The 24,147-nt window shown below is 57.8% G+C and carries 24 protein-coding genes; 13 read left to right on the forward strand and 11 right to left on the reverse strand.

The annotated features are described in order from the left end of the window. From holA to ACR0DY_RS15255, 4 genes are all read right to left on the reverse strand, one after another. The gene (holA, locus tag ACR0DY_RS15240) at nt 1-1,029 is read right to left on the reverse strand and encodes a DNA polymerase III subunit delta (RefSeq protein ID WP_480484115.1); all 1,029 of its coding nucleotides are present in this window, start codon (nt 1,027-1,029) and stop codon (nt 1-3) included. Then, nucleotides 1,026-1,517, reverse strand: coding sequence for an LPS assembly lipoprotein LptE (lptE, locus tag ACR0DY_RS15245; RefSeq protein ID WP_480484114.1), 492 nt, complete (start codon nt 1,515-1,517; stop codon nt 1,026-1,028). Before lptE ends, holA begins: the two co-directional genes overlap by 4 nt. Further along, the gene (gene leuS, locus ACR0DY_RS15250; protein WP_480484113.1) at nt 1,504-4,041 is read right to left on the reverse strand and encodes a leucine--tRNA ligase; all 2,538 of its coding nucleotides are present in this window, start codon (nt 4,039-4,041) and stop codon (nt 1,504-1,506) included. Before leuS ends, lptE begins: the two co-directional genes overlap by 14 nt. A 72-nt stretch (nt 4,042-4,113) precedes the next feature. Next, a complete protein-coding gene (locus tag ACR0DY_RS15255) occupies nt 4,114-4,599 on the reverse strand; it encodes a DUF3576 domain-containing protein (protein WP_480484184.1) in 486 nt (161 codons plus the stop codon). A 281-nt stretch (nt 4,600-4,880) separates the two neighbouring features. On the opposite strand from ACR0DY_RS15255, the gene ACR0DY_RS15260 reads away from it, so the two are divergent. Both ACR0DY_RS15260 and ACR0DY_RS15265 read left to right on the forward strand, forming a co-directional pair. After that, entirely contained in the window at nt 4,881-5,900 is a 1,020-nt protein-coding gene (locus tag ACR0DY_RS15260) for a porin (protein WP_480484112.1), read from the forward strand. A gap of 99 nt (nt 5,901-5,999) precedes the next feature. Then, entirely contained in the window at nt 6,000-6,659 is a 660-nt protein-coding gene (locus ACR0DY_RS15265) for a YggS family pyridoxal phosphate-dependent enzyme (RefSeq protein WP_480484111.1), read from the forward strand. On the opposite strand, the gene ACR0DY_RS15270 is transcribed toward ACR0DY_RS15265, so the two are convergent. Then, a complete protein-coding gene (locus tag ACR0DY_RS15270; protein ID WP_480484110.1) occupies nt 6,643-7,143 on the reverse strand; it encodes a L,D-transpeptidase family protein in 501 nt (166 codons plus the stop codon). The two genes, ACR0DY_RS15265 and ACR0DY_RS15270, sit on opposite strands and share 17 nt — an antisense overlap. Continuing rightward, complete coding sequence (gene ribA / locus ACR0DY_RS15275; protein ID WP_480484109.1) at nt 7,140-8,231, reverse strand: GTP cyclohydrolase II; 1,092 nt, start codon at nt 8,229-8,231, stop codon at nt 7,140-7,142. Before ribA ends, ACR0DY_RS15270 begins: the two co-directional genes overlap by 4 nt. Nucleotides 8,232-8,393: 162 nt before the next feature. On the opposite strand from ribA, the gene ACR0DY_RS15280 reads away from it, so the two are divergent. From ACR0DY_RS15280 to ACR0DY_RS15305, 6 genes are all read left to right on the forward strand, one after another. Further along, nucleotides 8,394-9,080, forward strand: coding sequence for a response regulator transcription factor (locus ACR0DY_RS15280; protein ID WP_171724917.1), 687 nt, complete (start codon nt 8,394-8,396; stop codon nt 9,078-9,080). A 238-nt stretch (nt 9,081-9,318) separates the two neighbouring features. After that, the gene (locus ACR0DY_RS15285; protein ID WP_267364337.1) at nt 9,319-9,711 is read left to right on the forward strand and encodes a GFA family protein; all 393 of its coding nucleotides are present in this window, start codon (nt 9,319-9,321) and stop codon (nt 9,709-9,711) included. A 74-nt stretch (nt 9,712-9,785) separates the two neighbouring features. Continuing rightward, nucleotides 9,786-10,574: an exodeoxyribonuclease III gene (locus ACR0DY_RS15290; RefSeq protein ID WP_480546589.1), complete on the forward strand. Its 789-nt coding sequence runs from the start codon at nt 9,786-9,788 to the stop codon at nt 10,572-10,574. A 75-nt stretch (nt 10,575-10,649) separates the two neighbouring features. Further along, nucleotides 10,650-11,564 carry a thioredoxin gene (trxA, locus tag ACR0DY_RS15295; protein ID WP_480539615.1) on the forward strand — a complete coding sequence of 305 codons (915 nt, stop codon included), beginning with the start codon at nt 10,650-10,652 and terminating at the stop codon, nt 11,562-11,564. A gap of 26 nt (nt 11,565-11,590) precedes the next feature. Further along, complete coding sequence (locus ACR0DY_RS15300; protein ID WP_480506416.1) at nt 11,591-12,232, forward strand: LON peptidase substrate-binding domain-containing protein; 642 nt, start codon at nt 11,591-11,593, stop codon at nt 12,230-12,232. Continuing rightward, on the forward strand, nt 12,229-12,414 hold the full coding sequence (locus ACR0DY_RS15305) for a Trm112 family protein (protein WP_209504973.1): 186 nt from the start codon (nt 12,229-12,231) through the stop codon (nt 12,412-12,414). The genes ACR0DY_RS15300 and ACR0DY_RS15305 overlap by 4 nt, the downstream gene beginning before the upstream one ends. Here the strand turns inward: ACR0DY_RS15305 and ACR0DY_RS15310 are convergent. Further along, entirely contained in the window at nt 12,411-13,673 is a 1,263-nt protein-coding gene (locus ACR0DY_RS15310) for an FAD-dependent monooxygenase (protein WP_480616773.1), read from the reverse strand. The genes ACR0DY_RS15305 and ACR0DY_RS15310 overlap by 4 nt on opposite strands. 52 nt (nt 13,674-13,725) lie before the next feature. Here ACR0DY_RS15310 and ACR0DY_RS15315 point away from each other — a divergent pair, with 52 nt between their 5' ends. From ACR0DY_RS15315 to ACR0DY_RS15330, 4 genes are all read left to right on the forward strand, one after another. Next, nucleotides 13,726-15,054, forward strand: coding sequence for an amidase (locus ACR0DY_RS15315; RefSeq protein WP_480898615.1), 1,329 nt, complete (start codon nt 13,726-13,728; stop codon nt 15,052-15,054). A 108-nt stretch (nt 15,055-15,162) separates the two neighbouring features. After that, nucleotides 15,163-16,344 carry an aminotransferase class I/II-fold pyridoxal phosphate-dependent enzyme gene (locus tag ACR0DY_RS15320; RefSeq protein ID WP_480898617.1) on the forward strand — a complete coding sequence of 394 codons (1,182 nt, stop codon included), beginning with the start codon at nt 15,163-15,165 and terminating at the stop codon, nt 16,342-16,344. A gap of 14 nt (nt 16,345-16,358) precedes the next feature. Next, nucleotides 16,359-19,283 carry a DNA translocase FtsK gene (locus ACR0DY_RS15325; RefSeq protein ID WP_480898620.1) on the forward strand — a complete coding sequence of 975 codons (2,925 nt, stop codon included), beginning with the start codon at nt 16,359-16,361 and terminating at the stop codon, nt 19,281-19,283. 39 nt (nt 19,284-19,322) lie between these two features. Further along, nucleotides 19,323-19,919: a LolA family protein gene (locus ACR0DY_RS15330; protein ID WP_209504969.1), complete on the forward strand. Its 597-nt coding sequence runs from the start codon at nt 19,323-19,325 to the stop codon at nt 19,917-19,919. 15 nt (nt 19,920-19,934) lie between these two features. Here the strand turns inward: ACR0DY_RS15330 and ACR0DY_RS15335 are convergent, their stop codons facing one another. Together ACR0DY_RS15335 and ACR0DY_RS15340 are read right to left on the reverse strand one after the other, a co-directional pair. Further along, complete coding sequence (locus tag ACR0DY_RS15335; RefSeq protein ID WP_209504968.1) at nt 19,935-20,516, reverse strand: transglycosylase SLT domain-containing protein; 582 nt, start codon at nt 20,514-20,516, stop codon at nt 19,935-19,937. A 60-nt stretch (nt 20,517-20,576) separates the two neighbouring features. Further along, nucleotides 20,577-21,458, reverse strand: coding sequence for an AEC family transporter (locus ACR0DY_RS15340; RefSeq protein ID WP_480484101.1), 882 nt, complete (start codon nt 21,456-21,458; stop codon nt 20,577-20,579). Between the two features lie 80 nt (nt 21,459-21,538). On the opposite strand from ACR0DY_RS15340, the gene hspQ reads away from it, so the two are divergent. Then, entirely contained in the window at nt 21,539-21,865 is a 327-nt protein-coding gene (hspQ, locus tag ACR0DY_RS15345) for a heat shock protein HspQ (protein WP_209504966.1), read from the forward strand. A gap of 35 nt (nt 21,866-21,900) precedes the next feature. Here hspQ and ACR0DY_RS15350 read toward each other — a convergent pair whose 3' ends face one another. Together ACR0DY_RS15350 and ACR0DY_RS15355 are read right to left on the reverse strand one after the other, a co-directional pair. Beyond that, the gene (locus tag ACR0DY_RS15350; RefSeq protein ID WP_480484100.1) at nt 21,901-23,478 is read right to left on the reverse strand and encodes a gamma-glutamyltransferase family protein; all 1,578 of its coding nucleotides are present in this window, start codon (nt 23,476-23,478) and stop codon (nt 21,901-21,903) included. Nucleotides 23,479-23,697: 219 nt separating this feature from the next. Beyond that, nucleotides 23,698-24,147: an ATP-binding protein gene (locus ACR0DY_RS15355; protein WP_267365664.1), complete on the reverse strand. Its 450-nt coding sequence runs from the start codon at nt 24,145-24,147 to the stop codon at nt 23,698-23,700.

Raw genomic sequence — 24,147 nt, forward strand, 5'->3', positions numbered from 1 at the left:
TCAGCGCGACCGCGCAAGCATCGCCAGACGAATCATAGCACGCTCAACCAGAGCCATTGAGGGGGCTGTCTGTCCGGCGGATCGCAGGGAGAGGTCGGTATCCGTCAGAACGGTCAGCGCAGTTTGCAGCTTGGGCGCCCCCCAGCCCTGTGCCTGACGCAGAATACGGTCACGGCGTTTCCCGTATACTGGCGGACGCAACTTACCGATACCCTGCGCAGCACCACCGGGATCCGAGGCGCAGGCATAAAGTGTGCGGAAATGCCGGGTTGCCCCAATACACAGGGTTACCCCGTTGGTGCCTTGTGCCTGCAACCGCCGGATCAGCGGCCCGATCTCACCGGAGCGGCCTTCTGCAACCACGTTCAGCACGTCGTCAAGCGCCGCCTCGGTCGAACGCGGGGCGCAGGCTTCGATGTCTTCCATGGTCAACTCAGAGTTGTCACCGCGCTTGTAAAGCGACAGTTTCTCAATGGTTTGGGTGAAGTCACCAGGGCTGAGACTGTTGGCCAGTTCGTTGATGGCAGACATGACATCGCGGGGGATGTTATTCAGATGTGCTTCGGCCAGAACCCGTTCGACCTCTGCGCGCGATGGCGGGTCGTCATAAATACCTATCGCATAGGCCGCGGGATGCCCTTCGAACGCTTTGCGGATTTTCGAATTTGGTTTCAGCTGACCAGCCGTCACGATGATCTGAGCGTCGCCGGGGACCCAATCTTCAAGCGCGGCCAGAATCGCAGGCGCGGCGGTTTCGGTGGCGTCTTCCACAAACACCGCGCGCGGGCCGGGGAAAAACCCAACCGCCTTGACCGCGTCCAGCAGCGACGCCGGATCGCCGCGCAAGTCACCACCCGGCAGGCGGGTCAGGCGCATTTCCTCTTCCGCGCCGGGACCAAGCAGTGCGGCCAGAACCTGTTGCCGCTTAAGCGCCACCCGCATGGCATCCGCACCATAGATCAGCAGCCCGGTCTTGTCCGCATCCGGCTTGGCGAAATACCCGTCAGCCTCGCGCGGGCTCAACTTCATTTGGACAAGCCCGGTGTTGAATACAGGCGGTTCACGATATGCCCGGACAGGATCACCATCAGGCGTTCTTTCGCATCGCGTTCGTCAGCCAGCGTCGACACGGTGGAACCCGAAGCAGAATAGCCCACAAAATCGGTTACGGTGCCGGACGCAGTGACTTGCCCGGTTTGGTTGGATTTCAAAGCGTATTGCGCCCGTCCATCAATCGTGTACCGCGTTGTCTCGTTCGTCGTGGTTATGGCCGCGCCGCGGATTTCGGTCGAGACCTGAACATCCAGAGTGTAATCGCTGACAGAGCCCGCGCTGCGGCCCAGTTGCTGTTCAAGGTTCTGAACCAGAAGATAGCTTTCGACGGTATTTGGCGCAGACACCGCCACCCGGCCGAACAAGGCAGAACCCGACCCGCCCGGAGCATAAACCGGTTGAAAGCCGCAGGCAGCCAGTACCAGCGGCATCACAAGCAATGTTCTGCGATCAAACAACGACATTCACAATCCGGCCCGGAACAACGATAACTTTCTTCGGCGCGTTGCCATCCAGCGCCTTTTGGACAGCTTCGGTGCTAAGCGCGATATTTTCAACCTCGGCTTTGTCCATATTTTTCGGAACGCTGATTTCCGCGCGACGCTTCCCGTTGATCTGGATCGGCAGGGTGACGGTGTCATCAACCAGCATCGCCTCATCCGCGACGGGCCACGGGGCGACAGCCACTAGGCCCTCACCGCCCTGATGCGCCCAGATATCTTCCGCCAGATGTGGCGTCATCGGTGACATCAACTGGGCCAGTGTTTTGATCGCTTGTTTCTGAGCCGCCGCACCGGCCTTGGATTTTGCCAGCGTATTAGTGAAAGCGTAAAGCTTGGCGATGGCGGCGTTGAAGCCAAAGCTTTCAACACCCAATGTCACGTCACGGATGGTTTTATGCATCTCGCGCAACAGGTCCTCATCGCCTTCGCCCGCTGCATTGGCCTCCATGGCACCGATCCTGTCACACAGGTTCCAAACGCGATTCAGATGCTTATAGGCGGCTTCGGCCCCTGCCGCCGTCCATTCCACGTCTCTCTCGGGTGGCGAATCGGACAGCACGAACCAGCGGGCCGTGTCGGCCCCAAAGGCTGAAATGATGCTGACTGGATCGACCACGTTTTTCTTGGATTTCGACATCTTGGCCGAAGGGATGATTTCGACCTCAGTACCATCGGCCAGTTTGCCGTCGGTCACATCCTCGGGCAGGTGATAGACCGGCCGACCGTTGGCGTCGCGCGTCTGGTAAATCTCATGCGTCACCATGCCTTGCGTGAACAGCGCATCGAACGGCTCGATAGCCTTTTTTGGCAGGTGGCCGGTAAGGTTCATCGCCCGCGCAAAGAACCGGGAATAAAGCAGGTGCAGAATCGCGTGTTCAATGCCGCCGATATACTGGTCGACATTCATCCAATACTCGGCCTCAGCCAGATCGGTAGGCGTTTCCGCGCGCGGAGCGGTAAAGCGCGCGAAATACCACGACGAATCGACGAACGTGTCCATCGTGTCGGTCTCGCGCTTGGCCGGAGCACCGCAGTAGGGGCAGGAACAATCGCGCCAGGTCGGGTGGCGGTCCAGCGGGTTGCCGGGTTTGTCGAATGCCACATCGTCGGGCAGGCGGACCGGCAGGTTTTCTTTCTTCTCGGGCACCACACCGCAGCTTTCGCAATGCACGACGGGAATCGGACACCCCCAATAGCGCTGGCGGCTGAGTCCCCAGTCCCGCAAACGGTATTTTGTGACACCCTCGCCCCAACCGGCTTTTTCAGCAAAATCGACGGTGGCGTTGATGGCTTCCTCGCCTGTCGCCTCGGTCAAACCTGCAAAATGATTCACCCAGCGAACCTTCTCGGTTTTCGGCGGAACGAATGCAATTTTGTCGACCGGCGTGCCGTCATCCAGTGCAAAGAATGTGTCGACCACAGGCAGGCCGTATTTGCGGCAAAAGTCGAGGTCGCGCTGGTCATGCGCAGGGCAGGCAAAGATTGCGCCAGTGCCGTAATCCATCAGGATGAAATTGGCGATCCAGACCGGCAGTTCCCAGCTCGGGTCCAGCGGGTGCTTGACCTTGATGCCTGTGTCAAAACCTAGCTTTTCTGCGGTTTCTATGGCTTCTTCCGTGGTGCCGCCTTTGCGGCATTCGGCCACGAATTCAGCCACTTCGGGGTTTTCGGCCTCAAGCTGTTTTGCGATCGGGTGATCGGGCGAGATGCCAACGAAAGATGCGCCCAGCAGCGTGTCAGGGCGGGTTGTATAAACGGTGATCGGCTCTCCGCCATCAGTGCGTTCAAAGCCGAATTGCAGACCGCGCGACTTGCCGATCCAGTTCTCCTGCATCAGGCGCACCTTGGCGGGCCAGTTGTCCAAAGTGTCCAGCGCGTCCAGCAATTCTTCGGAATAGTCCGAGATCTTGAAGAACCACTGGGTCAGTTCGCGCCGCTCTACCAATGCGCCCGAACGCCAGCCACGACCATTTTCAACCTGCTCGTTGGCCAGAACGGTCATATCGACCGGGTCCCAGTTCACCACAGCGTTTTTGCGATAGACCAGCCCGGCATCAAGCATATCGAGGAACAGCGCCTGTTGTTGGCCGTAATACTCGGGGTCGCAGGTCGCGAACTCACGTGACCAGTCGATGGACAGGCCAAGTGGTTTCATCTGATCGCGCATGTCTGCGATGTTGCTGTAGGTCCAGTCCTTCGGATGACCCCCGATAGCCATCGCGGCATTTTCCGCAGGCATCCCGAATGCATCCCAGCCCATCGGGTGCAGCACGTTGTGACCCGTCGCCAATTTGTGCCGCGCGATGACGTCACCCATCGTGTAGTTGCGCACATGCCCCATATGGATTCGGCCAGACGGGTAGGGAAACATCTCAAGCACATAGTATTTCGGCTTGTCCGCCTTGTGGTTGGCGGTGAAGATCCCGGCCTTGTCCCAGGCCTCTTGCCATTTTGCTTCGATTTCGGTGGCCGAGTAGCGCGACATTTTGCGGTCCTTCGTGAATGAAAACGCCGGGTAGGAACCCGGCGTGGTAATATTGTGATTTTCGGCGGGTTGCTAGAACTTGTTGTCCGCTATGCGTAGCTGTCGGGCGCGCGACAGAATCGCATCCTCGACTGCGCGGGATGTTGCCGCACTCACCGGGGCCCCTCCGCTCGATTGAAGCGCTACCGACAACGAGCGCGCGGCAAGCGCCGGATCGCTGATATGAACAGTAGCCCGGTAGGATCGGCCACCGCCCGGAGGTGTGCCGTAACCCGTTACGATTACACCGGTAAACGGATCAACCTCCTGCACGGGCAGGAAGCTCAGTACATCCAGTGAAGCCGCCCACAGATACCGGTTTACGTTTGTGGTCTGCTCGGCGGTGCTGCGGTCAAAGATATCCCAGATAGTTGCCCGATCGGGGTCATTCAGCTCTTGTTCGTCCGAATTGCCGCCAGCGATGTTGGGGGAGTATGTTGTCGAAGCGTTTCGATTCTGCCCACATGCCGAAAGAGCAGCGGTCAGCAGGATCATTCCCAAAATCGTCGGCAGGCGCATTGCAAACAGGTCCTGTTTCACTTGTTCTACAGTATTCAGGGGATACTCCTAGCCAAGGACCCCCGCTGCAACAAGCCCATTCTTCTGAAATGTAAGTGTATCAGCTGCATCGGGGCGAAAACTGACTGTGGCATCCTTGCACCAATTTGACCTCAATGACGCCGACGTCTTTATGCCAAGCTTGCGCAAAGGGGGCAAAAAGAGCGAAACGGTGTCCGTGCTGAGACATGTGCCGAGGCATATGTCGAGTAGATAACTCTTTTGAAACCGAGGGAAACAAGATGAAAAAAGTTCTCTTCGCATCGACGGCGCTGATTGCGACCGCAGGCGTTGCAGCAGCTGAAGTTAACTTCAGCGGTTATGGCCGCTTTGGTATTGGTTACGTTGAAGATCGTAGCGGTACCGTTGTAAACGTCCAGACAACCGGTACCGCGCCAGGCGTTGGTACGGCTGTTGTTCAAACTGACGACGCGATCTTGGTTTCGCGCTTCCGTCTGAACATCGACGGTTCTGCAGAAACCGACGGTGGCGTTCGTTTCGAAGGCCGCGTTCGTCTGCAAGCTGACGAAAACAGCGGCAACGGCGAAGCAAACCGCGCTGGTCTGAACGGTGCACGCTTCTCGGTCATCTACGGTGGCCTGCGTGTTGACGCCGGTAACGTTGCAGGTGCCTTCGACAACCTGGCAAACTACTACGGCAACGAAGTTGGTCTTGAGCTGTTCGCAGGTCAGTACTCGGGTGTTAACTACAACTTCCTGGGCTACACTTCGACCGGTTCGGGTTCGAACGCCGTGTTCTTCCAGTACTCGGTTGGTGACTTCTCGTTTGGTGCATCGTACGACCAAGCGACTGTAGCTCTGAACGGCGTGCCTATGGACGCAGACCGTTGGGACATCAGCGCAACCTACACCTTCAACAACATCACAGCTGCTTTGGCCTACGGCCAGACCGACGCTGGTGTTGCTGGTGTAAGCGATCCGAGCCTGACCGTTCTGACCCTGGGTGGTGAATGGGGTGACTTCGGCGGTACTCTGTTTGTTGCAGACGACGCAACTCAGGTTGCAGCAACTGACGGCACCGCATGGGGTCTGTCGGCAACCTACAACGTTGGCGCCGCAACAACCCTGATCTTCGCTTACGGCGACGGTAACGCATCTGCTGATACTCAGCAGGTTGCTCTTGGCGCGATCTACGACCTGGGCGGCGGTGCATCGCTGCGCGGTGGTATCGGTGTCAACGACTGTGACAGCTGCACAGACTCGACCTTCGTTGCTGACTTCGGTGCTCAGTTCAACTTCTAAGCTGATCTGAACCGCAAGGTTTAAGGGCGGGTCTTCGGACTCGCCCTTTTCTTTTGTGTCGACTTGGTGTTTTTCTGCGCAAAACAGGATGAGGGTCCCATGTCGTTGCAAGACGTCACCGCACGTATCGCCAAAGCCGAAGCCAAGTCGAACCGACCGGCAGGTTCCGTCAAACTGATTGCTGTGTCCAAAGTGCAGCCGAATGACAGGGTGCAGGCAGTTCTAGAGCAAGGGCACAGATGTTTTGGCGAGAATCGCGTGCAGGAGGCGGCAAGCAAGTGGCCCGCTTTCAAAGAACAGTTCGAGGGTATTGATCTGCACCTCATTGGCCCGTTGCAGACCAACAAGGCTCGTCACGCAATGGAACTGTGCAATGCGATCCATTCGGTAGATCGACCCAAACTGGCCAACACACTGGCGCGTTTGGCACAGGAAATGGGAAACTGCCCGAACCTGTTCATTCAGGTCAACACCGGTGAGGAAGACCAAAAGGCCGGTATCCTTCCTGCGGACGCGGACAGTTTCATTGCCGAGTGCAGGTCGTTGGATCTGCCCGTGCGTGGATTGATGTGCATTCCTCCGGTCGATGAAGAGCCTGCTTTGCACTTTGCGCTATTGGCCAAAATCGCTGCACGTAACGGGCTTGATGGATTGTCTATGGGGATGAGTCACGATTTCGAACAGGCCATCGCTTTGGGCGCAACCCACGTCCGTGTTGGCTCGGCCATCTTTGGCGAACGGGTTAAACCTCAGGAATGATCAGCCATGATCCGGGGGCAATGCGCTGTGATATCCAGTGCAGATGGTCTCGGCGAAAGGCAACGCAGCCTTCTGTAGGATAACCGGGTCTGCGCCATTGGTGCAGAAAAATCGCTGACCCTCTGCCCGGAACGGCGTTTGGCCAGTTCCAGTCGGTTAACAGAATCAGGTCATATAACGGGTCGGCGCGGCGCAGCTTTTCATGGCTGAATGCATAGGGTGCGCTGACCATGTGGTTGTATCTGCTTTCAGACACGTCGTCAGACCACAAGTCTCGTGGGCCAATGGCACGGGCCCATTTGCTGGGGGCGGCCATTCGGTCGGCCCGGTATAGCATGCCGACGATTCGATGATATCCGGTGGGGGTCGCGCCATCGCCTTCGCGTTTTGCGTTGCTCAACCCGCCTTTGCCCACGGAACAGGGAAACACCCTGCCAAGAAACCGGATGCCTCGTGGGGTTAGAACAAGATCGTTTGGGGTCAAAGCAGATGCCCTGACTTCTTGGCCTTGGTCGCCAGGTATCCCCGGTTGTGGGAGGTTTCGCCAACCTTCAGAGGGACACGCTCGGTTACTGCGATACCTGTCCGTTCCATCATGGCGATTTTGGCCGGGTTGTTGGTCAGCAAGCGGACAGAGTTGAAACCCAGCGACTTCAATATGTCCGACCCAAGCCGAAAATCACGCTCATCATCCTCAAAACCCAGCCTGTGGTTCGCCTCAACGGTGTCAAAACCCTGATCCTGAAGGAAATAAGCGCGCATCTTGTTCGCCAGACCGATACCGCGCCCTTCCTGATTCAGATACAGAAGAACGCCTGCACCTTCTGCCCCCATCTGTGCCAGGGCACCGCGGAGTTGCGGGCCGCAGTCACATTTCAGGCTTCCCATCAGATCGCCGGTGAAACAGGCAGAATGCAATCGGGCTAGCACAGGCTTGTCGCGGTCCGGGCGCCCGATCTCGACGGCGTAGTGCTCTTCACCACCGTCTTCAGGTCGGAAGACGTGTAACCGACCGGCTTCGGACACCTCCATCGGAAGACGGGCCGCGACGACTTCGTGCAAAGTACTGCGATCCGCCAGATGAGGCGTGGCGCGCGTGTGATCAATGCAGGTCAAACCGAGCGAAGCGGCAAATGCCCTGCCGTCCTCGACAGGCACCACGACCACAGCGGGAAGGATGCGCGCGGATTTGGCCAATGCTATTGCGATACGGTGCAGATTGGCATTGCCGTGCCGCTCGGTCATCAACGGGCCCTTCATGGGCGCGTTCAGATCGTCGGAAGGATCAGCAACCGCCTGTACCCATGCGATATCTGCATCCGCCGGGATCGAAACCCGCGCCAGATCCCCGTCGTATGCCCGCGCTTTCAGGGTTTCAGCGCGTCGCCCAGTTATGGCCACCACCGGATTCCCTAGTTTTTTCAGGTCGGCCAGACGCTGCGGGCTGAGCGTTTCGGCAGAAACCGCAAGCACGCTGAAGCCACTGTCATCGGTCAGCGCAACGGGAACGCCCATGCGCAGATCGGCCCGGGCCCGGGCGAGAAGTTCCGTGATATCGGGGATGAGACTCATCAATGTTACCCTATAACGCTCAATCTTTCTCCTAGCCCTTTCGAAAGGAAATGTGAAACATTTCCGCGAACTCTGACACGAAGGCGTGAAACGGTTGCAGCAAATCTTGTTGATTGCATATTCCACGCGCAAGTGATGGAAAAGCGTTTGGAGGACCGGGAAATGGCTCAACTCAAGAAAATCCTGCTGGTGGACGATGACGAGGACCTGCGCGAGGCGCTCAGCGAGCAACTTGTCATGACCGAAGACTTTGACGTGTTTGAGGCGTCAGACGGTCACTCTGCCATGGAGCGCGCGCGCGAAGCGATCTATGACCTGGTCATTCTTGATGTGGGTCTGCCGGATACCGACGGGCGCGAACTGTGCCGCCTCATGCGCAAACAGGGTGTCAAAAGCCCGATCCTGATGCTGACCGGTCATGACAGCGATGCCGATACGATCCTGGGCCTGGATGCCGGCGCGAATGACTATGTTTCGAAACCATTCAAGTTCCCGGTGCTTCTGGCACGTATCCGTGCGCAGCTTCGCCAGCATGAACAATCCGAGGACGCAGTATTTGTACTTGGCCCCTATACGTTCAAACCGGCGATGAAGATGCTGATCACGGAAGAGGACAGAAAAATCCGCCTGACCGAGAAGGAAACCAACATCCTCAAATTCCTGTACCGCTCGACCGACGGCGTGGTGGCGCGGGATGTGCTGCTTCACGAAGTTTGGGGATATAATGCTGGTGTTACAACGCATACGCTGGAAACCCACATCTACCGCCTGCGTCAGAAGATTGAGCCCGATCCGTCAAATGCGCGCCTTTTGGTCACAGAATCCGGTGGATATAGGCTAGTGTCTTAACTGGGTGTGGATTGACTTGGATCAAAGTGATACCCTGTACTCATAATTAGGTTACTCCCAACCCGCGCATGTCCGGGTTATGACATGCACCTCCCTGTTGGACTGCCGGGCCGAATGGCCCGGCTTTTTTCTTTTCCGAAGGACGAAATCATGTGCCGCCTGTACCGTCACAGGCGTTGCGAAACCCTGAATGTTCCTGTAATGTTCTATTTCTCGCGAAAGGTTGGAGGAGCGCGTGATGATTGAAGGAAGCTGTTTGTGCGGGGCGGTGAAGTTTAACCTGAAGTCTCAACCATCCGTGATGGGAACCTGCCACTGCTCAAGATGCAGAAAAGCCGGGGCCAGCACAGTCGTATTTGTCAACAAAGAAGACTTGGTGTGGGTTCGGGGCAGGGAAAACGTAACGCTGCACCAGCCCGATCCGCCCTACAAATACGGCAGGTGTTTCTGCACGAAATGCGGGACATCTTTGGGCGAAATCATTTCAGAAGCAGATAGTTTTCCAATCGCAGCAAATGCACTGGATACCGGGTTAGAGCAGAAAGTTCAGTTTCACGAATTTGTTTCGGAAAAACCGGACTGGTACGAGATTTGCGATGATGCCCCCCAAAATGAAAGCCACCCGTCCTAGATTTTCTTTTCTGATGGTACCCCATCCCCCACCGCGTTAACCTCCGCCCAACCGCGACAGAGGATTCCCTGACCATGCCCTTCACCCTTGCCACCTGGAACATCAACTCGGTCCGACTGCGCGAACCAATCGTGCTGAAACTGTTGGAAGAAGAGGCGCCGGATGTTCTGTGTTTGCAGGAATGCAAGTCTCCGGTTGAAAAGATTCCGACCGAAGGGTTCGCGGCGCTGGGCTATACCCACATGATTGCCCGTGGCCAGAAAGGATATAATGGCGTCGCCATCCTGTCCCGCCTGCCGATAGAAGAGGTGGGCGACAAGGATTTCGCTGATCTCGGCCACGCGCGCCACATAGCCGGGCGGCTGGAGAATGGTGTCACGATCCACAACTTCTATGTCCCCGCGGGCGGTGATGTGCCGGATCGTGAAGTGAATGAGAAATTTGGCCAAAAGCTCGACTATCTGACGGACATGCGCGATTGGTTCCACGCGGAAAAGCCGGAAAAATCCATCCTCGTCGGCGATCTGAACATTGCCCCGCGTGAGGATGACGTCTGGTCGCACAAACAATTGCTCAAGGTCGTCTCGCACACTCCGATCGAAGTGGAACATCTGGCCGAGACCCAGGACGCAGGTGGTTGGGTAGATATCACCCGGCAGGATATTCCCGAAGGGCAGCTTTTCAGCTGGTGGTCCTACCGGGCCCGCGACTGGGATGCGGCAGACAAGGGGCGGCGGCTGGATCATGTCTGGGCCACGCCCGATATTTCAAACGCGGGCCATTCCAGCCGCATTCTGCGCGGCGCGCGTGGGTGGGAAAAGCCCAGTGATCATGCGCCGGTCTTTGCGACTTTCGACATTTGAACTGAAACTCTGCCCTTGGTTTCTGCGACAAGCGATTGCATATAGAGCGCAAGTTCGAACGAAAGAGTGATTGCCATGGACATCCTGAACGGCGCAGCCGCCCCAGCCACCGATTTGATCAAGGACGGGACCGAGGCCACTTTCATGGTCGATGTGATCGAAGCCTCGCAGGAAACGCCTGTTATCGTTGACTTCTGGGCACCCTGGTGCGGCCCGTGCAAGACGCTGGGCCCGATGCTGGAAGACGCGGTTACCGCCGCCAAAGGCGCGGTGAAGATGGTCAAGATCAACGTGGACGAGGCACAGATGATCGCCTCGCAGATGCGCATCCAGTCGATTCCAACGGTCTACGCGTTTTTTAAAGGGCAACCCGTCGACGGTTTTCAGGGCGCGCTGCCGGGGTCCGAGATCAAGGCTTTCGTGGATCGCGTGATCGAGGCGTCAGGTGGGGAAAGCCCGGGCGGCCAATTGGATGACGCCGTAATAGCCGCCGAAGAAATGCTGAGCGACGGCGCAGCGGCAGATGCTGCGCAGACTTTTGCCGCCATTCTTGGCGAAGACCCGAACCACGCGGCAGCATATGGCGGGCTGGTGCGGGCACATATCGCCACTGGCGATCTGGAACATGCCGAGGCCATCCTGAACGGTGCACCCGCCGAAATATCCAACTCGGCCGAGGTCGAGGCTGCGCATGCGCAATTGCAGCTGGCCAAGCAGGCGGCTGATGCAGGTCCGGTGGCGGATCTGACAGCGGTCGTTGAAGCAGACCCCGAAAATCTTCAGGCCCGGTTTGATCTGGCACAGGCCTTGCACGCGAACGGCGAAGTGGAAGAAGCCGTGGCGCAATTGCTGGAATTGTTCCGTCGGGATCGTGAGTGGGATGACGGGGCCGCCAAGACCCAGCTTTTCACGATCTTTGACGCGCTCAAGCCCAATGACCCGATCGTTCTGAATGGTCGCCGCAAACTCAGCTCGATGATATTTGCCTAATTTCTGATCAGAGCTAGAATTGGGACATGATGCATCCCGCCGACTTGCCGGACACCGTATCCGTTTTCCCCTTGCCCGGGGCGCTGTTGTTGCCCCGCTCGCGCTTGCCGCTTCACATCTTCGAGCCCCGCTATTTGCAGATGCTGGACGATGCCCTCAAGACCAAGGAACGGCTGATCGCGATGGTCCAGCCAAATCCTTCGGCCCATGATGAGAACAAACTGCACCGCATCGGGTGTGTCGGGCGCGTGACCCAGTTTTCCGAAACGGAAGATGGTCGGTATCTGATCACGCTGACCGGTGTGTCCCGGTTCCGGGTGGTGTCAGAGCTGGACGCTTTCACGCCATATCGGCGATGCGAAGTCTCGTGGGACGGCTTTGACAGGGATCTTGGCAAGGCCGAACACGACGACAGGTTCAATCGCACCAAGTTCCTGGCTTTGCTGGAACGTTTCTTTTCGTCACGGCAATTGTCCACTGACTGGGATTCGCTGAAAGATGCCGAGGATGAATTGCTGGTAAACTCACTGTCCATGCTGTTGGACTTTGACCCGGAAGATAAACAGGCCCTCTTAGAGGCCCCTTGCCTACGCACACGGCGCGAGACGCTGATGACATTGATAGAATTCGCAATGCGAGGCGGATCGAATGAGGAAAAACTGCAATGACTGACCCTGAACACGCCTTTGATCGCCGTATGCTCGAAGCTCTGGTCTGCCCGCAGACGCAAACGACCCTGCGCTATGACGCCGAAAGGCAGGAGCTTGTGTCACAGGCTGCTGGTCTGGCTTTTCCCATCCGCAACGGCATTCCGGTCATGTTGGTCGACGAGGCACGCCAGCTGGACTAAATTGGTTGCCCTTGCAGCAGCTTGGGCAAATCTCCGGTCAAACCGGCGGCTTCGCGCACGAAACCGCGCCGCAACCCCGGCAGTGCGCCGACAATTCCCATACCAACGTCGCGCCCAATGCGCAGCAACGGGTTGTCGTTTGAGAACAGTTTGTTGAAGACATCCGTTGCCATCGCAAGAGCAGCGGTGTCGAACCTGCGCCATTCCTGGTAGCGTTCCAGCACCATAAGCGATCCGATGTCTTCGCCGCGCCGTCCTGCCAAGGTCAGAACCTCTGCCAACGCGCCGACGTCACGCAAACCGGCGTTCAGGCCCTGACCGGCAATCGGGTGCATCCCGTGGGCAGCATCCCCGACCAGTGCCAGACGATCAGCGATAAAGGAATTGGCGATGGTCAGGTTCAAAGGATAGGTGAAACGATCACCAGCCAGGTGGATGTCACCGAGGAAATCGCCAAACCGCGGGCGTAGCACTTGCAGATACTCATCCTCAGGCAGGGCGTTGATCTGCTGCGCGGCCTCGGTGCGTTCGCTCCATACAATGGAACTGCGATTGCCGGTCAGCGGCAGAATCGCCAAGGGGCCCGGTGGCATAAAGAACTGATGGGCAATGCCGTGATGCGGCAACTCGTGTTCAATGGCGCAGACCAGTGCGGTCTGGCCATAATCCCAACCGGTGCGCTTGATACCTGCGCGGTCCGCAGTGCCGCTGCGGCGACCGTCGCACCCGATCAGCAGTCTGCTGTTCATCGTCGAACCATCGTCCAGCGTCACGGTCACTCCAGTGGTGCCGGCTTGTTGCGACACAACAGTCTTGCCACTCAGCTGAGTGATGCGGGGCTCTTCGGCCATAGCGTCCAGAAAGGCGCGGCGCAGGTGACGGTCTTCGACCATAAACCCCATCGGACCTTCTTCTATTTCGGCATGGTCGAAATGCATGAAAAACGGTGACGGGCCTGTACCTGCGTGGCCGTCCGTGACCTTGATTTCCAGCATCGGTTGGGCGTGTTCCGCAACACGGCCCCACACGCCGATGGCAGCCAGCAAGCGCTGTGATGCCAAGGCCAGCGCATAGGCTCGCCCGTCGAACGCTGCATTCTTGCGGACCTTCACATCAAGCGCATCAATCACTGTGACCGAATGTCCGGTTTGTGCCAGAGCCAATGCCAAAGCCGGGCCGTTCAACCCGCCGCCCACGATCAGAATGTCAGATGCCTGTGTCATGCCCTGCAATATGCGCGCCCTTTCGGGATTGTCCATGTGCAGTCCTGTCGCTACCGTTCTTTCAAGCCAAAAAGCAGGAGGGGGCGGGATGCAGGATTGGTTGACCATGACGGCGTGTGATTTGGGCCGTGGCATTGGGATGGGCCAGATCGATCCGGTTGAATTGACGGAAACCTACCTGTCCGCAATAGACGCCCATCCGCACCGCGACCGCATCTATGCCCGCGTCACCCATGACCGCGCCCGCGCCGAGGCCGAAGCCGCGCAGCAACGTGCGAAAATGGGATTGCGGCGATCGTTGCTGGATGGGGTTCCGATCAGCTGGAAAGACCTGTTCGACACTGCCGGCACCGCGACCGAGGCCGGGTCGGCGCTTCTGAAAGACCGGGTGCCGGATGCGGATGCGCTTGTGGTGCGCACCGCAACGCAGATGGGGACGGTCTGTCTGGGTAAGACGCATATGAGCGAACTGGCCTTTTCCGGCCTTGGATTGAACCCGATCACCGAAACGCCCCCTTGTATCCATGATGAAACGGCGGTGCCGGGCGGGTCTTCCTCTGGTGCGGGCGCGTCGGTTGCCTGGGGGCTGGCAGCCTGCGGGATCGGTTCCGATACCGGCGGTTCGGTGCGAATTCCAGCGGCATGGAATGATCTGGTGGGGTTGAAAACCACGGCCGGGCGGCTGAGCCTTGAAGGTGTGGTGCCGCTCTGTCTGCGGTTTGACACTGTTGGGCCACTGGCGCGATCTGTTGAAGATGCAGCACATATGCTGGCCTTGTTGGAAGGCGGGGCACCTGCGGACCTGAGGGGTGCTTCGCTGAAAGGCCGTCGCTTTGCCGATTTGCAGAACATTGCCAAGGACGACCTGCGCGATGCACCGCGAAAAGCTTATGACGAGGCCATCGAGAAACTTGCAGATGCAGGCGCTGAGATTGTTCCCTTGGACGTGCCCGAACTGAACGAGGCGATGCCACTGTCCAGCGTCGTCTACACGACCGAGGCCTATGGGTTGTGGCGGGATGTGATCGAGGCCAACCCAGGGGCAATGTATCCCGAAATCCTGGAACGGTTTCGCATTGGTATGGGATATTCCGGCCCCGATTATGTAGCGGCCTGGGCCAGGCTCAAGGCGTGCCGCAGTGCCTGGGATGCGGCAACTGCCGGGTTCGATGCGGTTCTGGCACCCACAGCACCGATTTTGCCGCCCAATCTGGACCGGTTGATGACCGATCACGACTATTACGTGACTGAGAACCTGCTGGCCCTTCGCAATACGCGGATCGGCAACCTGATGGGGCTTGCGGCGCTGACCCTGCCCACCGGAACGCCCAGTTGCGGGCTGATGATGATGGGGTATCCGAACTCGGAAGAGGCCCTGTTGAGGCTGGGGTCAGCGGCAGAATCGGCATTGGCCTGAATGCCACAATCCACTGATTCGGAACCTCTTTGTCTGGACGAAGAGGTATGCGGACTGTAATCTGCCAAAAAAACGGGGCGCAAACGACCCCGATATTGAGGCAGTAACATGGATTTTCCCGAGCGGTTTTCGAACCTACCGGAATATGCATTCCCGCGTTTGCGCGCCCTGTTGGATCACCATCAACCGGGCGGTGACGTCGTTCATATGACGATTGGCGCGCCCACGCATGATTTTCCGGCTTGGGTGACGGATGTCATCATGGAAAACGCGGCCGGGTTTCAGGGCTATCCGCCGAACGAAGGCTCGGAAGACCTGCGCGGTGCAATCTCGGGCTGGATCAAGCGGCGCTACGGGGTCGAAATGGACCCTGACGCCAACGTCATGGCGCTGAATGGCACACGTGAGGGGCTGTATAATGCGGCCATGGCGCTGTGCCCGGAACAGAAGAACGGCAAACAACCAATCATCCTGTGCCCGAACCCGTTTTATCAGGTCTACATGGTCGCGTCGATTTCGGTGGGTGCACAACCCTATTTTGTTCCTGCAACCGCCGCGACAGGTCATCTGCCGGATTATTCCGGCCTGCCCGAAGATGTGCTGAAACGAACCGCGGTGGCTTATATCTGTTCCCCGGCCAACCCGCAGGGTGCAGTCGCGTCGCGCGACTATTGGGCTGACCTGATCCGTCTGGCCGAGGCATATGATTTCCGGATCTTTGCCGACGAATGCTATTCCGAGATTTACCGTGACCAAGCCCCGACGGGGGTTCTGACTGTCGCGCAGGAACTAGGGGCTGATCCCGAACGGATCACGCTGTTTAATTCACTGTCCAAACGCTCGAATCTGGCCGGTTTGCGCTCGGGCCTGATTGCAGGTGGACCAAAGTCCATCAGCCAGGTGAAAAAGCTGCGCACCTATGCCGGATCCCCACTGCCTTTGCCCTTGCAGGCTGCTGCGGCCCGTGTCTGGGCGGATGAGACACATGTCGAGCAAAACCGCGCGCTCTATCAGGAGAAATACGCCATAGCGGATAAGGTGTTTGCGGGCGTGCAGGGCTACATGTCGCCCGAGGCCGGGTTCTTTTTGTGGTTACCGGTCGAGAATGGCGAGGACGCGGCATTGAAGGTTTGGAAGGAAACCGGGGTTCGGGTTCTTCCGGGCGCATATCTTTCACAAGGTGATCCGGGAAATAACCCGGGCGAAGGCTTTATCCGGGTTGCATTGGTAGCCCCAAAAACAGAGTTGCAGCGTGGTTTGATTACACTCCGCGACTGCATCTATACGTGAGTTACGAGGGCAAAATGGCATCATATAACGCGCGAAACCGCGACCCATTACTGGACAGCACAACACAGGCAGCCCTGGAGCGACGCAGTAAGGAACTGATCGGTATCGCGCTGATCCTGATGGGCTTGGCCGCGGCTGCGATGATCTGGTCCTATACGCCCGATGATCCTAATTGGATGGTTTCGACCGACGCGCCGGTGCAGAACTGGATGGGACGGGTCGGCGCGTCTATTGCAGCCCCCTTGTTCATGATCGTGGGCTGGGGAAGCTGGGGCATCGCGCTTGTTCTGGTTGGATGGGGTCTGCGTTTTGCTGGCCATTTCGGTGAAGACCGGGCCATTGCCCGCCTGATCTTTGCCCCGATCTGGATCGCTGTAGCCTCGGTCTATGCCGCTACCCTTGTTCCCGGTGCCGAGTGGCGTGCAACGCATAGCTACGGTTTGGGCGGTTTGTTCGGCGACACGGTCATGGGCGCGTTGCTGACGCTGGTGCCGATCTCTTCGCATTTTCTGGTCAAACTGATGTCGCTGGCCATGGCCGTCGGCATGACCACTCTGGGTGTTTTTGTGCTGGGCTTCACCAAGGCCGACGTGAAACGCGGCTTCCGCGCCTTCATCCTGGGCCTTGTAATGTCTTATGACATGCTGATGACGCTGATGGGGCGTGGTGCGGCCTCGGCCGCGCAAGCCGCGCGGGATCGCCGGGCGCAGTGGGAAGAACGCAAGCTTGCCCGCGCTGAAGCGGCTGAGGCGATGTTTGACGACGAACTGGTCTATGCCGATCCTGTTTTTGAAGAACCTGAATTGGGACGTCCTGAACCTCCGGTCAAATCAGGCCTGTTGGCGCGAATGCCGTCACTTATCCGGCGCCCCGATCCAATGCCCGAGCCTGAGTTGGTGGATCCTGAACCGATCGCCGGCTTTGACGACATGCCCGGAGAAGATCGCATCCGCTCCAAAATCTCGGCCGCCGTGCGAAATCGCAAGGTAGCCGTGGGTGAAATGACACCCGAGCCGGATCCCAACCTGCCGTTGACCAAGGGTCGTGGACGCGGTCCCGATCCGCTAATCCTGAACCAGCATACCTCGTCCGAACTGCCACCCGAACCGCCGATGACGGCGTATGGTCTGCGCCCCGAGCCGCAGGTGTCCGCTGGTGACACGCCAGAGGCGCAAGAACCCGCTGTGTTCGGTTATGAGGCCGGGACAGAACAATACGATTACGCATCCGAATTGGATATCGATGATGAGTCGGTTTTCGAGGATGTCACTGACGCCGCGCCGCAGCAGCGCCCCGCGATGAAAATCCCGGTAGCTGAACCGCGCAAGCCTGTGGTGGCGCAGCCCGTGCGTCGGACACCGTTGCCGTCTCGTCGTGCGCAGGCCGAAGCGCAACCGGCATTGTCCTTCGAGGAACGGCACTCTGACTTCGAACTGCCGCCTCTGGGCTTGTTGTCCAACCCCGCCAGTATCCAACGCCATCACCTGAGCGATGAAGCCTTGGAAGAAAATGCACGGATGCTGGAAAACGTTCTGGACGATTACGGCGTCAAGGGTGAGATCGTCAGCGTACGCCCCGGCCCGGTCGTGACCATGTACGAGCTGGAGCCCGCTCCGGGCCTCAAGGCGAGCCGTGTGATCGGTTTGGCAGACGATATTGCCCGCTCGATGTCGGCGCTGTCGGCGCGGGTTTCGACCCTGCCGGGGCGTTCGGTGATCGGTATCGAATTGCCCAACGAAAACCGCGAGATGGTCGTGCTGCGGGAAATCCTGGCCAGCCGCGATTTTGGCGATGGCAATCAGGCGCTGCCGCTGGCGCTGGGCAAAGATATCGGCGGTGAATCCGTTGTGGCGAACCTGGCCAAGATGCCTCACCTGCTTATCGCCGGGACCACGGGTTCGGGTAAATCGGTGGCGATCAACACGATGATCCTGTCGCTGCTTTACAAGCTTACGCCGGATGAATGCCGTCTGATCATGATCGACCCCAAGATGCTGGAACTTTCGGTTTACGATGGCATCCCGCATCTGCTGTCACCCGTTGTGACCGATCCAAAGAAGGCGGTCGTCGCCCTGAAATGGGTCGTGGGCGAAATGGAAGACCGCTATCGCAAGATGTCCAAGATGGGCGTGCGCAACATTGCGGGCTACAACGGCCGGGTGAAGGACGCGCTGGCCAAGGGCGAGTTGTTCAGCCGCACGGTGCAGACCGGGTTTGACGATGAAACCGGTGAACCAACGTTCGAGACGGAACAATTCGCGCCCGAAGCGATGCCCTATATCGTCGTCATCGTCGATGAGATGGCCGATCTGATGATGGTCGCGGGCAAGGAAATCGAAGCCTGTATCCAGCGTCTGGCGCAAATGGCACGGGCCTCGGGCATTCACCTGATCATGGCCACACAGCGCCCCTCAGTTGACGTGATTACCGGCACAATCAAGGCCAACTTCCCTACGCGGATTTCGTTCCAAGTGACGTCGAAAGTCGACAGCCGCACCATTCTGGGCGAGATGGGCGCCGAACAACTGCTGGGGCAGGGCGACATGCTTTACATGGCCGGTGGCGCCAAAATCACCCGTTGCCACGGACCGTTTGTGTCGGATGAAGAGGTAGAGGAGATCGTCAACCACCTCAAACAATACGGTCCGCCCGATTACGTGGGCAGCGTTCTGGATGGCCCGGCCGAGGACAAGGTCGACAACATTGACGCCGTTCTGGGGCTGAATACTGGCGGCAACACGAACGGAGAGGACGCGCTGTACGATCAGGCGGTGGCAATTGTGATCAAGGATCGCAAATGCTCGACCTCTTATATTCAGCGAAAACTCGCCATCGGGTACAACAAGGCGGCGCGTCTTGTTGAACAAATGGAAGACGAAGGTGTTGTTTCGTCAGCAAATCATGTCGGGAAACGCGAAATCCTCGTTCCCGAGCAATAGGATATTTAATAACAAGGGCAGACAGCCTATCTGTACAGCATGAAACAGATTGCTTTTGCCCTTGCTTTGACACTGGCCGCACCCGCCGCATGGGCGGCGGAAAAACTGCCGCTTTCGCAGATTTCCAATTACCTGAACGGATTGAAAACGGTTCAGACAACGTTCACGCAGGTGAACGATGATGGCTCGTTGAGCACCGGACAGCTGTGGATGCAGCGCCCGGGCAAGATGCGGTTCGAATATGACCCGCCCAACAGCGCTGTGGTGCTGGCGCGATCAGGCAGTGTTCAGATCTTCGATCCGAAATCGAACCAGCCACCCGAGCAATACCCGCTGAAGCGCACGCCTCTATCCATTGTGCTGGCACGCAACGTGAATCTTGATCAGGCCAATATGGTTGTCGGCCACAGCTTTGACGGCACGGCCACAGTGGTCACCGCGCAAGACCCCAAGAACCCTGAAGCAGGCCGGATTGAACTGATGTTCACCGATAATCCGGTTGAGCTGCGCAAATGGGTGATCCATGACAACGCCGGCAGCCAGACCACCGTTCTTTTGGGTGCGTTGACCGAAAGCAATGGTCTTGATCAGGGTCTTTTCTCGAACAAGGAAAGACGCGGGTCAGTCAATCGCTGACCCGCTTTTTGCTGGTCAATACCGGCAGTTCGCCAACTGTGCCTGATACAGTTGCGCGCGCGCGTCCACGTCATTGGCCACGCTCAACAACCACGACTTGCTGTTGTGGGTGCCGCGAGCGTACCCCGTGTGACCTTCGTGATAGGCCAGGTATTGATTGCGTGTGTCGCCGGGGTGGATGCCGTTGCGCTCATAGCTTTTGTTCATATACCAGCCGATGAAGTCCGAGGCATCGCGGATGCGATCCCGCTTGGCCCGGCGCTTGCCGGTTTCGCGCTGATATTGATCCCAGGTGCCGTCCAGTGCCTGGCTGAACCCATAGGCGCTGCTTTGCCGCCCCATCGGGATCACGCCCAGCACGTAACGGTGCGGGGTACGCGCGTCGTGGCGATATCGGCTTTCCTGATAAATCGTGGCCATCTGAACGTGAACCGGAACACCCCATTTCTGCTCGGTGCTTTTGAAAGCCTTGATAAAATCCGGTCGTTCGTGCGCAATGCTGCACGCGTCGTTCAGCTTGCTGGGCGGTTGTTTTGACCCGCCGCCACAGGATGCCAAAAGCAGCACCCCGAAGAGTACGATAAGAATTCTGCTCATGTGCCTCATGCCTTTTTTGTTTATTCTAGCGCAGATTGAGCTCTGAGGAAATCACAATCGCTATAAAACAATGGCAAGAATTACCGGTAACGCCGCCACGGACAGCACAGTGGACACCATGACCATGCCGGCAACGGCATCGGAATCGGCTTCAAATCGTTCTGCCAACAAATATGAGGTCACAGCGACCGGTGTACAAATTTGCAATACCAGAACGCCAAAGGCGACAGTGTCCAGATCAAACAACACCCCAATCCCCCAGCCCAACGCAAAGCAGACGATAAGTTTCAGGACTGACAGCCAGAGCGCTTGCCCCAGACTACGCGAGGTCAGGCGGGCGATTGCAACACCCACCGTGACTAACATCAGCGGAACAGCCATTTGCCCCAAAAGCTCTAACGTGTTGGTTAGAAATGTCGGAGTTTGCCACCCCTGCCACAAAAACACCGCACCCAGAATGGTCGCCCATGCCATCGGCTGGCGTAAGACCTGTCCCCATGCGCCTTTTCCGGCGACTAGGTAGATCCCATAGGTGAAAGAAAACAGCGCGGTTACAGACAGAAAGATGACCGCGTAACCCAAACCAATCTGCCCGAACGCAAAGATACATAGCGGCAGGCCAAGATTGCCGGTATTGCCGAAAATCAGCGGTGACAGGTACGTGCGCTGATCCAGTTTCAATCCGCGAACAATCAACCAGAACACCCCAGCCAGCAGAAGATTTGCGACCAGAGTTGCCGACGTGAAACGCGACAAATCTCCGCCCGGAATGTCGGTTTGCATGAGTGCAACAAAGATCAGACTGGGCATTGCCAGCGTCGTTGCAAAGCGTGTCACAAATTGCAGCCGGTATTCGAACCCCAGTTTGACCCACGTAAAGCCAATGGCCGCCAAGAGAAAAACCGGGGCCACGATTTCGAACACTGTCAGTATTAGGTTCACAGACTGTTTCCCTGAATTTCACATCAATGATTGGCATTTCGGGCCAAAAACCGTTAGTAAATGCGGTGGGGGCCGAAACAATGTTAAAGACACGCGCGAAATACGGATTGGGCCAGGTGGTCCGTCACAAGAAACACCCTTTTCGAGGGGTGATTTTTGACGTGGACCCGGAATTTTCGAACACAGAAGAATGGTACCAGGCCATTCCGGAAGACAGCCGTCCACGGAAAGAACAGCCGTTCTACCACCTGCTGGCAGAGAACGACCAATCCTTCTATGTTGCTTATGTTTCAGAACAAAATCTGGTTGCAGACTATTCTGGAGAGCCGGTCGAGCACCCGGATATCTCCAACATGTTCGGCCCGTTTGAAGACGGTGCTTACCCTCTGCATTTCCACCTGAACTAGGTTTGGCGAACCGGTCGGCATTGCACTGCCGCTGATCAGTATCCAAGGGCGCACCCATCTTTGCGCGGGTCGCTGGCACCTTCCAAAACACCGTCTTTTCGGATTCGGATCGCTTGCGCTCCTCCAAGCGGCGTTTCTGGAATTTCAATATTGTGTCCAATTTCAGACAATTGTTTCGCTACCTCTTCGGAATAGCCCCGCTCCAGCTTCAGGACATTCCCATCGAAAAAGGCACGCGGCGCGTTGATGCTTTCCTGTAGCTCCAGCCCAAAGTCCCTAAGGTTCGAAACGAAACGCGCGTGCCCGGTCGGTTGATAAGCACCGCCCATGACGCCGAATGGCATCGTGACACGGTCATTCTCGGTCAACATCCCCGGTATGATCGTGTGCATCGGGCGCTTGCCGCCAGCCAGTTCATTGGGGTGACCCGGCTGAAGCGTGAACCCCGCGCCCCTGTTCTGAAGCAAGATACCGTATTTCTCGGATGCGATCCCTGATCCAAAGCTATGAAAGATCGAATAGATCAGCGACACAGCCATAAGGTCGCGATCGACCACCGTGATATAGACCGTGTCCCTGTGAATGGCTTCCGTCAAAGGTGCTGCTGCGGGCATTGCGCCTTTTGGGTCAATCAATGCAGCCAGCCGGACCGCAACATCCAAATCAAGAAACCGCTCGGCCCGTGCGACATGATCGGGATCCGCAATGAACCGGTTGCGCGCGTCATAAGCCAGCTTGGTGGCTTCAGCCTCGATATGAACCCGTTCTGCTCCAAATGGATCCATACTGGCCAGATCGAATTGTTTTAGAATGTTCAGCAACAGGATCGCGGTCGCGCCTTGGCCGTTTGGCGGGTGTTCGACCAGATCAACACCCTTGTAGGCTCCGCGCATGGGCTGCGTTTCAGTGCACTTGGTGCAGTGAAAGTCTTCGGCGGTGTGGACACCTCCGCGTGCAGACAGGGCCCGGATCATATCCTCGGCAATGTCTCCTGAATAAAATGCGTCGCGTCCCTGACTGGCGATCCTGCGCAAGACCTCAGCCTGACCGGGGGCGCGAAAGATCTGACCGATAGCTGGTATCTGCCCTTTGATCAGATAATGGTCACGCGCAGCACCCTGTAATGTGGCCGCCCCGGTTTTCCAGTCAAACGCAACCCGGGGGGCCACCGGAACGCCAGCCTCGGCATAGTGGATTGCGGGTTCCAGAATCGCGTCCAGCCCCAATCGCCCTTCGGTTTCTGCAAGGTGACAGAAGGCGTCCACGGCACCGGGAACAGTCACCGCATCCGGACCGCTCAACGGTACAGACGACAGGCCTTTGTCCCGCAAGGGCTGCGCCCGCGCGGCGGCCGGTGCGCGACCCGATCCGTTCAATGCGCGTATCCGGTTTTCGCCCGCACGGCTGAACAAAACGAAACAATCGCCCCCCAACCCGGTCATCTGCGGTTCGCAGATGCCAAGCAGAACCGCACCTGCTATCGCGGCGTCCATGGCGTTGCCGCCGCGCTCAAGAATATCGATTGCCACTTTGGCGGCTAGCGGGTGCGACGTTGCGCACATCCCCCGCGTTGCAAAAACTTCCGACCGGCCAGGTTTGTGCAGATCACGCATGGTGGGTTCTTTCTCCTTCAAACAGGGGAAAGCTATTCTCTGATTGCCGGTTGTCCAGTCAATTCAAGTTTGGGGGGAGATCCTCGGCGCCGTTCACTGGGTGGGGGCTGTGATAATTGGCGCCGAGGGAAGCTATCTGAGCTACGAGTCACTGTATGGCGGCGATTTGCGGCGCGACAATGTTTCGAAAATGGCGTTATTGTGGCCAATTGCGGCTGATTACCCGTTCTTGTCAAAGTTAAATCGCAGGGATAGCCGATTGCACCCGTCGCGACGCTCATAACAGATGTCGCTGGTCAGTTGATGAATCAGGAACCAGCCGAACCCGCCTTCGGGCAAATCCTGAATGCGGGTTCCCAGTGGTGCCGGCGTTCCGTCTGGTGGTTCGTAGCCGGGCAATGGATGGCCCGTGTCCGAAATCAGAATGTCCAGCCGGTTTCTGTCCAATCGGCATGTCACCTGAACCCCGGCCGGGGCCACGTCCATATAGGCATGTTCCACAACGTTGTTGATTGCTTCTGCCAGTGCGATCTTGACATCGTCCGCCTTGTGCGGCGGCAACCCTCGTTTCGCCAGTCCGGCGCTGAGTTTCGCAATCCCCGCACTGGCTTCTGTTTCCGTTGCGGGAAAGCTCAATTCCAGGCAGGTCGCGTTACAAATGGGCTCCAC

This window comes from Ruegeria sp. O6 (genome assembly GCF_056535045.1).